Genomic DNA, 14,557 nt, shown 5'->3' on the forward strand with positions numbered 1-14,557 from the left:
TCTAAATTTAGCTTGAATACATGACATGTTTTAGTTAGGGGCACGGCTTTACAAGTAGTTTCTCCATCTTCATAATAACGGTGTGAAGTTTTTGTGTAATCGGCTTTTATTGCTAAGTTACAACTATTTCCTCTTATAGAGTACTTCTTATTATCGATACATCGTCCACATCCCAATGTCTTTAAATCCTAGTCGTTTATAAATTCGTCCAGCAGCTGGATTGTTATAAAATAAACAAAGTGTTCGGCTTTCTTTCGTAAAGTCTTGAATCATTTTTTGTAGTATGAGTGAAGCGTAGCCATTTCCACGATAATTCGGGTGTGTACATACACCAACTACCATAGCGGATAATGAATTTTCAGCGGAAGTAGAGGCGGATGCGATGATCACGCCGTCTTTTTCAATATAGTATGTGCGTCCTGTATTCGTTTCGATAGCCTGCCTTAATATTTTCTCTGATTCATTGGTAGTCGGAAATTCAGCAATGTCACTTCGTAATTTCATAATTCGTTCTATATCATGGAGTGACGCAAGTTTAATCGTTTCATGAATAGGCGTGTCAGGTAAGTTGTTGTCATTTAGACATTCGCAAAAATACATTTCATTTTTAGTACCTAGTTCTATATTTGAAGCAGTTTCAAATTGTTCTACGATAGTTGACTTACCAGAGAGTTTAAGTGGCTTATATGCGGAAAGAAGTGCCTCATAATCAGTGGTAACAAAGTCTTCTTTACTATATGGTATAAATGAATCGTGGAATCGGAGTAAAATTGATTTTAATGTTCCATTCTCTTTAAATACTCCCCATAATTCTTGAAAATCTGTGTCATAACCGAAAGCTTCAATATCTCCAATAATAAACAAGTTAAGGGCTTCTTCTTCTTTTAGATAAGCGAATACTTGTTCATGATCTTTCTTTGTTAATTTTCGCATCATAACGAATCGACCTCTTTTTTTATTTTTCTAAATATTACAACTTAAGTTTTTTGAAATCAATATTAAATTTTATGTTTAGTTCACAAACTTTCGGAAAAACTAGGAAAGATATGACAAAGGAGGTTATGAACGGTGGATCATCCAATTCAAGGGTTAATGAAAGCAGCAATGGAAAATTTAAAAGAAATGGTTGATGTAAATACGATTGTTGGAGAGCCTGTTCAAACGGCTGACGGTGGTGTGGTGTTAACGGTTTCTAAAGTAGCGTTCGGTTTTGGAGCAGGAGGTTCTGATTTCCAAACGAATGATGGACAAAGAGCGAACGGTAACGCTGCATTTGGTGGCGGTAGCGCGGGTGGTGTTTCTATTACACCAGTAGCATTTCTTGTGGTGAATAAAGATGGAGTAAATATTCTTCATCTACAAAATGCGACACATTTAGCAGAAAAAATGATTGAATTAGCTCCACAAACAATTGATAAAATTCAATCGATGTTCCAAAAAGAAGAAAAGAAAGAGGGAAATCATCATCCTCAAAACCCAGATGAAATCCTTTAAAAACGCCTGCTTATGAGCAGGCGTTTTTTCTTGTAATCACTATGTAATAAAACACATGAAATTGTAAATAGTTTTTGAAGTTTTTTCTATGTTTCTAAAATTTTTCATGTTAAAATATGCTATAGAATTGAAACATATAAAACGAAGGTGGCTAGGTGCTTTGTCTGGAGGATCTGACCAAGTAAAGAATATGATATATATTAATGGTAATCGTCGAGGTCATTGTTTTATTACATCAGGAATTACGTTTAAAGAGTTTGCGAGTAACATCCCTTCACCGCTTCATCAAGTGTTGCTTTTGAAGCACAACTTTGAATGGACGGATTTTCATTATCATACTTTATTTGAATATGTTGAGGAAGAAAATATACATAAGTTAATTCAAGCAGAGATTGATGAATTTGATGAATTTTGTTGGGTAGATTTTGATGATGCAAGCGATTTAGATGAATTAGAGCCGAAAGAAATTGCAGAATTATTATATTTGGCTCACAAAAAAGAACCACTTGCAAGAACATTCTTTCCGCTGTTGAAAAATCGATTTGTTTATTTTTCACATGATGACGGATGGTACAACAAAGTGTATTATCGTAGAATTGCTGATTTTGTAGGAATGTTAAGTAAAGTCATTCCGTATAAACTCGGTGCTTTCGGTAAGAAACGTTTTTCTTTCTTCCAAAAATCAAAAATTTTCCCAGCAATTTCAAAAGAATTGATCATGGGACTGATTCCACTAATGGAAGATGGTCTTTACATAGATCTAGCAGGGAAGATTGAGTCAAGAAGAGGTCTTGAAATTCCGGTATATGTAGTTGGTTCGTATGAAAGTACGGATGAGGTGTTAGATAATATCGATGAATTGAAAGAGGAAGCAACAGAAACAGGTTGGCTCATTTTTGATAAGAAAGAACAAGAGTGGCAATGGGTTGTTGACTAAGAAAACTTGGCGTATGAAGTCAAGTTTTCTTGTCATTTGAAAGGAGTACAAATGAAGAAATATTATACAATTGTGGGTATTATAAGTATTATTCTCGTGGCAATATTACTTATAACTTGTCCGAAAGAATCAGATTTTAAAGTGTATGTAGAGGATAAGTATGCGTTGAATTGTAATGAGAGTAGTTTTGAATGCACGCAAAATGTAGATGGTAAAAAAGAAAAACTACAATTTGAAAGTACAGATGCACGAAATGGTGTATTCTTTATGACTGTAAAGCAAACATTTAAAACAGAAGCTGGTGTTTCAAAAGAATATAGCGGAGTAGGAATGTTTGGTACATTTCTTTTTGTTTCAGAGAAGACTTTCTAGTAATAGAAGGTCTTTTTTTTATGCTTATGTTCATATAGATGAAGTAAGACAAGCATAGGAGGGATAGCGATGAAGAACACATGTATCGTTTGCGGTGGTGAGGAGTTTTTTTCCTCAACGTTATATGCACGTACGAAACAAGATTGGGCATATGCACCAAACATGTATCGATTTGAAAAAGTATTTATTGAGCATCGAGATGAAGAAAATTATCCAGTGTTTCAAGAAATTACAGCGAAACATTGTTGTGGATGCGGTCATATTATGTTGTATCACGAATGAACACACCAAGTATAACTTGGTGTGTTTTTTTAAAACGCTGACAAAGCAAGCGGATAAAGTAAAGTAAATAAAACAGAAAAACTACCAAAACCAATTGCTGTATATCCAAGTGTTCTTGCTCCGAAATTGACAGCTAATAAGCCAACTAAAATTGCTAGGGAGCCGAGCGTAACGGGATAAAAAGCAATGGAGAATAACGAAAGAAATAAAGCGACATAGCCTACCATTGCGCCGGTATTTGTACCTTCTATCTCATTTGCAATTTCTTTACGCTTATGTCTAATTGGAATGCCAGCTGGTGATATTTCAGCAGCATACTCTTCGTTTTTTTCACCACTTTTAAAATGATGATTTCTTTTTCTTCGCATGTACATCCCTCTCTTTCAATTGGGTGTATCTATAGTATCTTTCAAAATGAGAAGAGCATGAGTATGAGTTAAACCCAAGTAAAGCAAAAATTGGAGAATACGCATTCCATCGTTAACATATCCATCTCCTAGTGAAGATAAAGTGTGGGATTTTTTCCACTAGGACTGATTATCAGCCAGCAACAATTGGATTTTTATGAGCAGTTCTCTCCCATTAACTGGTCCGCATCCATTGAATTTTGAGGTAGGTATCTTACTGCAAGCGGGATAAAACAGGAATTTTGGAAAATGATGTAGAATGAAATGAATGATAATACGTGAAGGTAGGGGAATGTATGACGAAATTTAATTGGCATGAATCAGCAGAAAAGAAATGGGATAGTAGTGCAGAGTTTTGGAATCAAAATAGTCAAGAGATGTGGGACAGCGGGAGTAGGAGCACAATTATTCCGTTTTTTGAACAATACGTGAAGAAAGAAGCACTAGTGCTCGATGTTGGTTGTGGTGATGGGTACGGTACATATAAATTAAGTCGCGCAGGCTATAAAGCAGTGGGAGTAGATTTATCGGAAGTGATGATTCAAAAAGGTAAGGAACGCGGAGAAGGACCGAATTTATCTTTTATAAAAGGAGATCTTTCTGCATTACCATTTGAAAATGAGCAATTTGAATCAATTATGGCAATTAATTCTTTAGAATGGACGGAAGAGCCATTACGAGCGTTAAATGAAATAAAGCGTGTGTTAAAGAAAGATGGATATGCATGTATTGCAATTTTAGGACCGACAGCAAAGCCACGAGAGAATAGTTATCCTCGCTTGTACGGAAAAGACGTTGTTTGTAATACAATGATGCCTTGGGAATTTGAACAGTTAGCGAAAGAACAAGGTTTTAAAGTTGTAGATGGCATCGGCGTATATAAGCGCGGAGTAAACGAGAAGATGTTAGGTCAACTACCTACAGAGTTGCAACAATCGTTAACATTCTTATGGGTATTTATGTTAAAAAACGTATAAAGAAATGAAAGAATTTTTAGGAGGTAAATAAGTGCAGAAAATACAAAAAACTGATACAATATCATCAGAACCAATTAAAGGGGGACTAGGGTATATGACAACTACTACAACAGTGAAATCCGATATTGAAATCGCACAAGAAGCGAGTATGAAGAAGATTCAAGAAATTGCAGCTGATTTAAATATTTTAGAAGATGAATTAGAGCCATACGGGCATTATAAAGGTAAGTTATCTCTTGATATTTTTAAGCGCTTACAAGATGAGAAAGACGGTAAAGTTGTTTTAGTAACAGCAATTAACCCAACTCCAGCTGGAGAAGGTAAATCAACAGTAACAGTTGGTTTAGGTCAAGCTTTTAACAAAATTGGTAAGAAAACAGTAATTGCACTTCGTGAACCATCTCTTGGACCGACGATGGGATTAAAAGGTGGAGCAGCAGGTGGCGGTTTTTCACAAGTCGTACCAATGGAAGACATTAACCTTCACTTTACTGGAGATATCCATGCGATCACAACTGCCAATAACGCATTAGCAGCGTTTATTGATAATCATATCCAACAAGGAAACACACTTGGAATTGATACGCGTAAAATCGTTTGGAAACGCTGCGTTGACTTAAATGATCGTGCCCTTCGTAACGTAGTAATTGGTCTTGGTGGACCTGTACAAGGTGTACCACGTGAAGACGGTTTTGACATTACAGTAGCATCTGAAATTATGGCCGTGTTCTGCCTTGCAACAGATATTCAAGACTTAAAAGCACGTTTATCTCGCATCGTAGTTGCCTATAACTTTGCAAATCAACCTGTAACGGTTAAAGATTTAGGTGTAGAAGGTGCGTTAACACTATTATTAAAAGACGCATTAAAGCCGAACTTAGTACAAACGTTAGAAAATACACCAGCTATCATTCATGGCGGACCATTTGCGAATATCGCTCACGGTTGTAACAGTGTTATCGCTACAACAATGGCAGCAAAATTAGGTGATTATGTTATTACAGAAGCTGGATTCGGTGCTGATTTAGGCGCTGAGAAGTTTTTAGATATTAAAGCTCGTGCAGCTGGCATTAAACCAGAAGCAGTTGTTATTGTTGCGACGATTCGTGCGCTTAAAATGCATGGCGGCGTTGCAAAAGATCAATTAAAAGAAGAAAATGTAGATGCATTAGCAAAAGGTATGGAAAACTTACAGAAGCATGTTGAAACAATTCAAAGCTTCGGTGTGCCTTTCGTAATTGCAATTAATAAATTCATTACAGATACAGATGCAGAAGTTACATACTTACAAGAGTGGTGTAATGAGCGTGGCTATGCAGTATCCTTAACAGAAGTTTGGGAGAAAGGTGGCCAAGGCGGAGTTGACCTTGCTGAAAAAGTACTAAAAGAAATCGAAAAAGGTGAAAACAACTACGCACCACTTTATGAATTAGAATTACCCTTAGAAGAAAAAATTCGTACAATTGCTCAAAAAGTATATGGCGCAAAAGATATTGAATTTGCTCCGAAAGCACGTAAGCAATTAGCTCAATATGAAGGAGAAGGTTGGAGTAACCTACCAGTTTGTATGGCGAAAACACAATACTCTCTTTCTGACGATGCAACAAAATTAGGTCGTCCATCTGACTTTATTGTTACAATTCGTGAGTTAAAACCATCTATCGGTGCAGGTTTTATCGTTGCGTTAACAGGTACAATGTTAACAATGCCAGGTCTTCCAAAACAACCAGCAGCACTTCAAATGGATGTAAATGAAGATGGAAAAGCAGTAGGTTTATTCTAAAAGGTTGTAATTCATCTCGTTTATCTGTAAACTATATATACATCAAGTGGCGCCTTTCCATCGAAAGGCGCCTGTTTTTTGGAGGAAATTATGTTTGATCCAACTGCTTTTGACAATTTAAAAGTAATCGTAGAAGGTGCTGTGTATGATTTTGATCTACATGGAGATATTCTTGTAACAGATCGAAAAGATATGATGGATCTTGCTTCATTAAGTCGTATATATCATATCTCATTTCAATTAACAGAACCGTTTGAACCATTAGTAGAAGCAACATTTTCATTATCTGTGGATGCAAAGAACTTGTCTGGTGAAATACTAGAAGTGCCTCAGTTTACACCAGGTTGTGAAATGAAGCTAGCATTTTCATTCCCGTTAGAACAACCAGAAGTAAAATGCGAAGAAATTGAAACATTAATGCGTTCTATATGGGGAAAAGAAAGAATGATTATGCAGAAAGTTTCATACGAATATAATAAGCAAGCGATTTCATATCATAATAAGGTAGAGGTTCTATTTCAAAAAGCGATTACAGAAGACCATGTTGATGATTTAATAGCTGTTATTTCACACATGATAGAAACGGTGCGAACAATACAGCATTTTCTTCAAAAATAGAGATAAAGGAGAAAAACAAATGATAAAAGATATGCAACCATTTTTACAACAAGCTTGGGAGAAGGCTGGTTTTAAAGAGTTAACTGAAATTCAAAAACAAGCGATTCCAACTATTTTAGAAGGACAAGACGTTATAGCTGAATCTCCAACTGGAACAGGAAAAACATTAGCGTACTTATTACCACTTTTACATAAAATTAATCCTGAAGTAAAACAGCCACAAGTTGTTGTTTTAGCTCCAACACGTGAACTTGTAATGCAAATTCATGAAGAGGTTCAAAAGTTTACAGCAGGAACTGAAATTTCAGGTGCATCTTTAATTGGTGGTGCAGATATTAAGCGCCAAGTTGAAAAATTAAAGAAACACCCAAGAGTAATTGTCGGTTCACCAGGCCGTATTTTAGAATTAATTCGTATGAAAAAGCTAAAAATGCATGAAGTAAAAACAATTGTATTTGATGAGTTTGATCAAATTGTAAAGCAAAAAATGATGGGCGCAGTGCAAGATGTAATTAAATCAACGATGCGCGATCGTCAATTAGTATTCTTCTCGGCGACAATGACAAAAGCGGCAGAAGATGCGGCACGTGATTTAGCAGTGGAACCACAATTAGTACGTGTAACACGTGCAGAATCAAAAAGCTTAGTTGAGCATACGTATATCATTTGTGAGCGACGCGAAAAAAATGATTACGTAAGAAGAATTATGCATATGGGCGATGTAAAAGCAGTTGCTTTCTTAAACGATCCATTCCGTTTAGATGAAATTACAGAGAAATTGAAATTCCGTAAAATGAAAGCGGCGGCTCTTCATGCAGAAGCAAGTAAACAAGAGCGCGAAGCGACAATGCGTGCTTTCCGCGGAGGGAAATTAGAAATTCTACTTGCTACTGATATTGCAGCGCGCGGTATCGATATTGACGATTTAACACATGTAATTCATCTAGAGTTACCAGACACAGTAGACCAATATATTCACCGCTCAGGACGTACTGGACGTATGGGTAAAGAAGGAACTGTCGTATCTCTTGTAACTCCACAAGAAGAGCGCAAATTACTGCAATTTGCGAAAAAACTAGGCATCGTATTTACGAAGCAAGAAATGTTCAAAGGATCATTCGTAGAAACGAAACCGAAAGCACCAAAGAAAAAGAAACCAGCATTTACTGGGAAGAAAAAGCCTAGATAAATGATGGAGAAGGCGTAACTATTTGTAGTTACGTCTTTTTTGTTTGTAAACAAGTGATAATGGGAATTGTATTAGTGTTTTTAATGTGCCTATCATATATATGCTTCTACTGGGAGTATCGAAAAAAGGGTAGTTTATTTATTTGGTTTATACGAGGAAATAATATAAAAAAGTCGAATATTAAAATGATGCGAAATAATAAAAAGAAGGTACATATATGGATAGGAAATTAGGAATGTTTTTGAATACAAAATATATTGAAGTAAACGAAGGAATAAAAAAGGCGAGAGAATGGGGGTTAGAATATATTCAATTATATGCTATGAATCCGACTTTCAACTTAGCTAACATCTCAAAGATACAATGGAATACATTAAAAGAAAACTTATCTTTTAATGAGATTCAAGTCCCGTCATTAGCAATTAGCTTCGGAGAAAATGGAATAATAGGAACTGAAGCTGAATGTGTAATAGAGAGTTTTAAATATATTACTGATAAAGGGTTAAGGTTAGGAGCTAACATAGTAACAGCCCATATTGGGAAAATCCCTGATGATGAAAATAGTGAGTACTATGATAAAATGCTACGTGTTTGTAATGAAATAGGGGACTTAGCGTTCAGATTTGGAGGATTCTTCGCCATTGAGACGGGATCTGAAAAAGCAATAGTATTAAAACGATTTTTAGAAACTGCAAACTCGAAAGGACTAGCTGTTAACTTTGACCCAGCAAATTTAATAAGTGATGTAAATGAAAATCCGTTAGAAGGTTTATTACTATTAAAAGATTATATAGTACAAACTCATATTAAAGATTGTAAAGAAGTGAAAAGTAATAGTTCAAGTAAGTATATAGAAGTAGCAGCAGGGAATGGTGAAGTAGATTTCGATATATTCTTCAAAGTATTAGATAAAATTGGATTCGACGGATATAACATGATTGAAAGAAATGATTATTTTGATGAACTGGATGGGATGAAACAGTCGATAAATTTTGCAAAGAAGTACATACCAACTCAAAAGGAATAACGATAGTATTTGTAGAAAGCTACATAGAATATAAAAACCATTAGGGGGAAATGTAATGATCCATAAAGTAGGACAAATTATGTTATATGTAAATAATCAAGATGAGGCAGTAAATTTTTGGACGGAGAAGGTAGGGTTTCATGTAGTTGCAGAGGAAGATAATAAGCAAGGAATGAGATGGATTGAAATCGCTCCGAAAAGCGGTGCAGAAACGAGCATTATATTACATAATAAAGAAGTTATTTCGAAAATGAGCCCAGAATTGAATCTTGGTACACCGTCCCTAATGTTCTTCTCAGAAAATCTTGATCAATTATATACAGATTTAACAAATAAAAATGTTACTGTTGGAGAAATGGTAACCATGCCTTCTGGTAAAGTGTTTAACTTTGCTGATAGCGAAGGGAATTATTTTGCGGTTATGGAGAAGAACCAATAATAATATTGCTATGTGAAAATCCCCCTCAAATATATTTGAGGGGGATTAAATTTTTGAAGTGGATTTTTCATTAGAGAGTTGTTTAATAAAAAATACTCCTTTTTCAATAGCTGTCTCAATATAGCCAACGATTTGGTCAAACGTAAATACCTGTAAGTCTTCATGCAAATGTTGCTTTGGATATAACATATCTTCAAAAAGATACTTTCGAAATTCTAAAACGTTTTCTTTAGAAACCTCTTCAATATCCACAATGTGAGCCTCTTGATTGAGAAGAGAGAAAAGCTGTTGTTCTTGATCGTAATGATGAAGCAACTTTGCATTTAACAATTTAAAATCGTTATAGTACAGGGGTGCGATAGTTTCGTCATTCTCTATTCTATTTTTTAGCCAAGGTAGAAAAAATCCACTTAGCCAATTATCATCGGCAATGAGGTGGGTATAATAGCCTAAAATAAATGGGGAATCTATATGTGATTCATATTTATGAAAAAATGAATCATAATCTATTCTTCTCGTATAGTTCTTCGTTGTACCGGTATAAAAATGTGAGGTTCCTTTTTCTTTTTTTGAATGAACAGCATCAGGGGCTACAGCTCCAAGTAAGAAAGAAGTCTTATCGTGAATTGATAGTTTCTCAGCAATACCACTAGCGATAATAACATGCATAATTCGTGATCCCATGAATGCCACCTCTGTTTCCAGTATTCATTTCAGGAAGAGGACTAAACAGTTAGTATTACTTTCCCTGTACTTTTTCTACTTTCGACCCATTCATGTGCTTTCCCTGCATTTTGAAGTGGAAAAGATTTCGTAGACTTAATTTGTAAACGTCCGTCACGCAAATAACGGAAAACTTCATTTGCAGTTTCTTGGAGCAGTTCAGGACGCTTTTTTCGTGTGGTTCCAAAGCTAAAACCGAGTATAGAGCGACAACTTGCATGTAAATCTTTCGTTTGAAAGTTACCAATTTCACCGCTAGCATTACCGAAATGAACGAGGCGACCGTAATCAGCAAGGCAGTTTAAACTTCTTTCAGAAACAGTTCCAGAAATAGAGTCCAAAATGATATTCACTCCTTCTCCGTTTGTCAGCCCATTGACTTTCTCTACAAAATCTTCAGCTTGATGACAAATTACATAATCAGCTCCAGCATCTAAAGCAATTTCTTTTTTTGCTTCACTTCCGACAGTGCCTATAACTGTCCTAGCCCCTAATAGTTTAGCAAGTTGAATAGCAGTAGTGCCAATTCCGCCAGCAGCTGCATGAATGAGTACAGATTCACCTTGTTGAATCCTTGCAACATTTGCGAGTAAATTATAGCTTGTAAAAGATACGATTGGACAAGCGGCTGCAGTTTGAAAGTCAACTTCATGGGGTAATACGAAAGTAAGATTTTCATTTGCAACAACGTATTCTGCGTAAGATCCATTTTGAGGAAAAGCAATGACACGTTGTCCAGGGTGAATATTTTTCACATGAGAACCGACACGTTCTACAATACCAGTGGCATCTATACCTGGAATAAAAGGTAGTGCTTTATTTCCTTTTTTACCATAACGTGATTTAATATCAGCGAAATTTACACTAGTAGCAACAACGCGAATTAAAACTTGATCTTCTGAAATAGCCGGTATATCCAAATCTGTATATTTCATCACTTCAGGACCACCGAACGACGTTACAACGATAGCTTTCATCATATATCCTCCTAAATTTGACTATATAAATTATTTTAAATCTTTATCAGAAATTGGAAAAATATATAATAGTTATGTGTGGTTATAAGTGAAGCTTATGAACTCAATGAATCATAATATTAATTTATATAAAAAAACTTTAAAAAAATCGAACGAAATATGAATTACCTGCCAATATATAGTGTAAGACAAAGGAGGGCTGGAATATGAAGGGTGAAATAGATTACGCACATTTAATCCAATTAACTTTATCAGGAAATAAAGAAGCATATAGCAAGTTGTATGATAAAACGATTCAAGAAGTATATAAAACAGCACATTTTTTAATTGAAGATAAAACGGATGTAGATGATGTCGTTCAAGAAATATACATACAACTATATGAATCGCTTCGTAAGTATGATAGCGAGAAGCCATTTCGTCCTTGGCTAATTGGACTTGCGATTAAACAAATTCATTCATATAGAAGAAAGAGGTGGATGCGACTACGCATTATAAAAAAAGCAGACGAGCAAAGAAAACCAGTACAAATTGATTTTTCTAACGCTGTTGTAAGTAAAATATCAAACCAAAAACTAATTGAACTCATTCATAAATTACCGTATAAATTGAAACAAGTTATTATCTTAAGATACTTACACGATTATTCACAAGAAGAAGTAGCACAAATATTACATATTCCAATTGGTACAGTGAAATCTAGAATTCATGCGGCATTAAAGAAACTACGTCAAAAAGAGCAAGTAGAAGAAATCTTTTTAGGAGAGGTAGGGAATGTGAAATGAGTTTAGATTGTAGAGTTAGGGAATCTATACAAGAAGAAGCAAAGGGTATTGTTGCCCCGCCGGATTTAAAAGAAAAAGTAATTGTACAAATAAAAATGAAGCACGGGCGGAGTAAGAGGAAGAAACGCCTTATCGCAGGAGTACTTGCAGCAGCTCTTTTAATCCCGACGACTGGTTTTGCGTATCAATCTATTATGGCGGATGGTATATACGGATCTTTCGAGAATTTAAAAAAACATGCCGGAACGATGACATTAGAGGCGTATATGCGTTTTAGTGCAAAATTATCAGAGGCAAAAAATGAAATGGGTGCGAAAGAATATGAAGAGTTTACAAAAGAACTAAAAAAATTAACAAATGCAAAGCTTGCATACGGAGATTCGAACGGTAATATTGATTATGATCAATTATCACCAGCAAAAAGAGAAGAAATGAAAAAGGTAAGTATGGGTCTTCAGCCATACTTTGATAAATTAAATGGTCATAAGTCTAGTAAAGAAGTATTAACACAAAAAGAGTTTGACCGTTATGTGGAAGCTTTAATGACATATGAAATCGTACAAGTGAAGACAAAATCAACTGGTGGGATGAAAGTAGAAGAAGTACCTGAGGCGTACAAAGAAAGATTTATTCAAGCGGAGCAGTTTATGGAGTATGTAGATGAAAAGGTGAGATAAGTAAAAAGCTCAATGCTTTAGCTTTGAGCTTTTTTATTAAAACAAAAAAAGAGTGTTCAATTATATTTTTTCATATTTGCAGTATCTTTTTGTATAAAACAATCTAAAAGGGAATAACCAGCTATTAAACTAATTATCGTAACAAAAGTTGTATTTATTAGAATAATATTAACTAAATAAGGTAGGTATTCTGCAAGTGGTGAAAAGAGTAGTGCTGGGGAAAAGGAAATGAATAGTGTAGGCACTGTAATAGCAATAAATTTATCCGGTTGAAAGCTCCAGTTTTGTTTACTTGTTTCGCGATTAATAGATTGAAGGAATCGTAATAAAATGCCAACTATAAGAGGGAAGAGTGTAAAGTAGAATAATCTTGGATAAACGTTAAAGTTCACTTGCGTGTCTGTATCTAAATAAAATTGAATTTTTACTCCTACAAATAATAATAAGACGATAAATAATGTAAAGCAGAGGTATAGCATCACTTTTTGCATTATATTCCACCATCCTTTACTCAAAATATATTCAAAAAAAGAAGAGATATACAATAACTACTGTTGTATATCTCTTCTTTTACTGTTAGTTAATAGTGGAGTTTGCTTTTTCTTGCTTCGTGAAATAATCAATAATGCCCATTGCACTAATTTCTATATCTAGATGTAAAATATTATAAACGGAATGATCTGATGGAACGTTTAACCTTGTAAGATGAGAAGAGATTTTATCCATTAACAAAGTTTGTAAAGCTTTAGTCGCTTCATCGAAATCATTATACTTTTCAAAGACTTCCTTACCAGTCTGAACGAAAATAGGTAGCCAATGTTCCAGTTGATTGTATACTTCTGTAACATGAGAGGATGCGCCGTAATGACCGAAATAAATAGTATCTACATCCATACTTTGAATATGATTTTTAGAAGCAATCATCGCATCTGGTTGAAATTGTGAAGGGGACGTTGATGGTAGATACAGTTCTACACCAACGTTTGCGAGTTCTCTATAATAAATTCCAATTGTATCACCAGTGAAAATCCCGTTTGTTAATGAATCGTGAATGCTAATATGGTGCTTAGCATGCCCCGGTGTATCGTAAAATGTAAGGATACGTTCTTCGGCAATTTTTAACGTATCACCATGTTGTACAATACGAACACGTTCTTCTTCTATAGGAAGAATTGGATCAAATAGTTTATCAAAATCTTCTTTGTATACAGCTTTTGCACCTAAAATGAGTTTTGTTGGGTCAATCATATGACGAGCACCGCGAGAATGCACATATAAAGTAGCATTTGGGCACTTTTCCATCATTAAACCAGCAGCCCCTGCGTGATCTAAATGAACGTGTGTAACGATAATGTTTTTAACTGCGTTTAAATCAATATGTAATTGTTGTAAGCCTTCTAAAATATACGGAAGAGAAGGGGCTGCACAAGTTTCAATTAAAGTAATATCGTCACCTAATAAAACGTACGTACCAGTTCGTTCATTATGTTGTAAATCGAAATCATCAATCAGATATAGGTGAGAAGATAATTGCTCTACTTTTTTCATATTTACCACTCCTTATATACTGCATGTTTCTATTATACGCTAAAATAGAAAAAAGGCAGAAAACGAAGCTCGTCTTCTGCCTTTTTGTAATATTATTATTTCGTTTGTTGTTTATTAATAGACATAATGAACAGTCCAACAATCCCGCCTACTAATGGAAGCATAATTTCTCCTGCTAAATTAAAGTAGGAGCTTAAGAATAAACCATTTACATCGATTACCCAGCCAGTAACATACAATAACATCATATATAGTACGAAATAAAACTCGCGATTTGAAATCGTTTCATGTTGTGCAGTTTTCATAATGGACACCATCCTTT

19 protein-coding genes are annotated in these 14,557 nt (G+C 35.0%); 12 read left to right on the forward strand and 7 right to left on the reverse strand.

All coding sequences use genetic code 11. The features are described 5' to 3' along the window. Nucleotides 1-150: 150 nt before the first annotated feature. Nucleotides 151-936: a GNAT family N-acetyltransferase gene (locus NST86_RS10305; protein ID WP_016117684.1), complete on the reverse strand. Its 786-nt coding sequence runs from the start codon at nucleotides 934-936 to the stop codon at nucleotides 151-153. 132 nt (nucleotides 937-1,068) lie between these two features. Between NST86_RS10305 and ytfJ the strand changes: the two genes are divergently transcribed. The 4 genes from ytfJ (at nucleotide 1,069) to NST86_RS10325 (ending at nucleotide 3,085) form a co-directional block, all read left to right on the forward strand. After that, nucleotides 1,069-1,494 carry a GerW family sporulation protein gene (gene ytfJ, locus NST86_RS10310; protein ID WP_000349986.1) on the forward strand — a complete coding sequence of 142 codons (426 nt, stop codon included), beginning with the start codon at nucleotides 1,069-1,071 and terminating at the stop codon, nucleotides 1,492-1,494. A gap of 160 nt (nucleotides 1,495-1,654) precedes the next feature. Further along, the gene (locus tag NST86_RS10315; RefSeq protein WP_000014087.1) at nucleotides 1,655-2,431 is read left to right on the forward strand and encodes an oxalate:formate antiporter; all 777 of its coding nucleotides are present in this window, start codon (nucleotides 1,655-1,657) and stop codon (nucleotides 2,429-2,431) included. A gap of 51 nt (nucleotides 2,432-2,482) precedes the next feature. Beyond that, nucleotides 2,483-2,803 (forward strand): hypothetical protein, encoded by a 321-nt coding sequence (locus NST86_RS10320; protein WP_000761171.1) that lies wholly within the window; start codon nucleotides 2,483-2,485, stop codon nucleotides 2,801-2,803. Between the two features lie 69 nt (nucleotides 2,804-2,872). Continuing rightward, nucleotides 2,873-3,085 (forward strand): hypothetical protein, encoded by a 213-nt coding sequence (locus NST86_RS10325; RefSeq protein ID WP_000798747.1) that lies wholly within the window; start codon nucleotides 2,873-2,875, stop codon nucleotides 3,083-3,085. Between the two features lie 29 nt (nucleotides 3,086-3,114). Here the strand turns inward: NST86_RS10325 and NST86_RS10330 are convergent, their stop codons facing one another. Continuing rightward, entirely contained in the window at nucleotides 3,115-3,453 is a 339-nt protein-coding gene (locus tag NST86_RS10330) for a hypothetical protein (protein ID WP_001253201.1), read from the reverse strand. Between the two features lie 335 nt (nucleotides 3,454-3,788). Between NST86_RS10330 and NST86_RS10335 the strand changes: the two genes are divergently transcribed. The 6 genes from NST86_RS10335 to NST86_RS10360 all read left to right on the forward strand — a co-directional run bounded on the left by NST86_RS10335 (nucleotide 3,789) and on the right by NST86_RS10360 (nucleotide 9,525). Continuing rightward, nucleotides 3,789-4,469, forward strand: a complete 681-nt coding sequence (locus NST86_RS10335; RefSeq protein ID WP_000160041.1) for a class I SAM-dependent methyltransferase — start codon at nucleotides 3,789-3,791, stop codon at nucleotides 4,467-4,469. A gap of 94 nt (nucleotides 4,470-4,563) precedes the next feature. Further along, on the forward strand, nucleotides 4,564-6,252 hold the full coding sequence (locus NST86_RS10340; RefSeq protein ID WP_014482011.1) for a formate--tetrahydrofolate ligase: 1,689 nt from the start codon (nucleotides 4,564-4,566) through the stop codon (nucleotides 6,250-6,252). 90 nt (nucleotides 6,253-6,342) lie between these two features. Continuing rightward, the gene (locus NST86_RS10345) at nucleotides 6,343-6,870 is read left to right on the forward strand and encodes a hypothetical protein (RefSeq protein WP_000460219.1); all 528 of its coding nucleotides are present in this window, start codon (nucleotides 6,343-6,345) and stop codon (nucleotides 6,868-6,870) included. Between the two features lie 19 nt (nucleotides 6,871-6,889). Further along, on the forward strand, nucleotides 6,890-8,059 hold the full coding sequence (locus tag NST86_RS10350) for a DEAD/DEAH box helicase (protein WP_000588613.1): 1,170 nt from the start codon (nucleotides 6,890-6,892) through the stop codon (nucleotides 8,057-8,059). A 217-nt stretch (nucleotides 8,060-8,276) separates the two neighbouring features. Next, nucleotides 8,277-9,086 (forward strand): sugar phosphate isomerase/epimerase family protein, encoded by an 810-nt coding sequence (locus NST86_RS10355; RefSeq protein ID WP_086424317.1) that lies wholly within the window; start codon nucleotides 8,277-8,279, stop codon nucleotides 9,084-9,086. A gap of 55 nt (nucleotides 9,087-9,141) precedes the next feature. Continuing rightward, complete coding sequence (locus NST86_RS10360; protein WP_000581467.1) at nucleotides 9,142-9,525, forward strand: VOC family protein; 384 nt, start codon at nucleotides 9,142-9,144, stop codon at nucleotides 9,523-9,525. Nucleotides 9,526-9,570: 45 nt separating this feature from the next. On the opposite strand, the gene NST86_RS10365 is transcribed toward NST86_RS10360, so the two are convergent. Beyond that, nucleotides 9,571-10,209: a zinc dependent phospholipase C family protein gene (locus NST86_RS10365; protein WP_016117688.1), complete on the reverse strand. Its 639-nt coding sequence runs from the start codon at nucleotides 10,207-10,209 to the stop codon at nucleotides 9,571-9,573. 41 nt (nucleotides 10,210-10,250) lie between these two features. Then, a complete protein-coding gene (locus NST86_RS10370; protein ID WP_016117689.1) occupies nucleotides 10,251-11,225 on the reverse strand; it encodes a quinone oxidoreductase family protein in 975 nt (324 codons plus the stop codon). A gap of 206 nt (nucleotides 11,226-11,431) precedes the next feature. Between NST86_RS10370 and NST86_RS10375 the strand changes: the two genes are divergently transcribed. Together NST86_RS10375 and NST86_RS10380 are read left to right on the forward strand one after the other, a co-directional pair. After that, on the forward strand, nucleotides 11,432-12,010 hold the full coding sequence (locus tag NST86_RS10375) for a sigma-70 family RNA polymerase sigma factor (RefSeq protein ID WP_061663721.1): 579 nt from the start codon (nucleotides 11,432-11,434) through the stop codon (nucleotides 12,008-12,010). Continuing rightward, entirely contained in the window at nucleotides 12,007-12,687 is a 681-nt protein-coding gene (locus tag NST86_RS10380; RefSeq protein WP_000050677.1) for a DUF3600 domain-containing protein, read from the forward strand. The genes NST86_RS10375 and NST86_RS10380 overlap by 4 nt, the downstream gene beginning before the upstream one ends. Before the next feature lie 56 nt (nucleotides 12,688-12,743). Here NST86_RS10380 and NST86_RS10385 read toward each other — a convergent pair whose 3' ends face one another. From NST86_RS10385 to NST86_RS10395, 3 genes are all read right to left on the reverse strand, one after another. Beyond that, nucleotides 12,744-13,178 (reverse strand): hypothetical protein, encoded by a 435-nt coding sequence (locus NST86_RS10385; RefSeq protein ID WP_001174544.1) that lies wholly within the window; start codon nucleotides 13,176-13,178, stop codon nucleotides 12,744-12,746. 85 nt (nucleotides 13,179-13,263) lie between these two features. Next, nucleotides 13,264-14,235 carry an MBL fold metallo-hydrolase gene (locus tag NST86_RS10390; RefSeq protein WP_000755001.1) on the reverse strand — a complete coding sequence of 324 codons (972 nt, stop codon included), beginning with the start codon at nucleotides 14,233-14,235 and terminating at the stop codon, nucleotides 13,264-13,266. Between the two features lie 95 nt (nucleotides 14,236-14,330). Beyond that, nucleotides 14,331-14,540, reverse strand: coding sequence for a DUF3925 domain-containing protein (locus tag NST86_RS10395; RefSeq protein WP_000844984.1), 210 nt, complete (start codon nucleotides 14,538-14,540; stop codon nucleotides 14,331-14,333). Nucleotides 14,541-14,557: the final 17 nt, after the last annotated feature.

This window comes from Bacillus sp. FSL L8-0199, assembly GCF_038005705.1.
Classification (GTDB): domain Bacteria; phylum Bacillota; class Bacilli; order Bacillales; family Bacillaceae_G; genus Bacillus_A; species Bacillus_A cereus.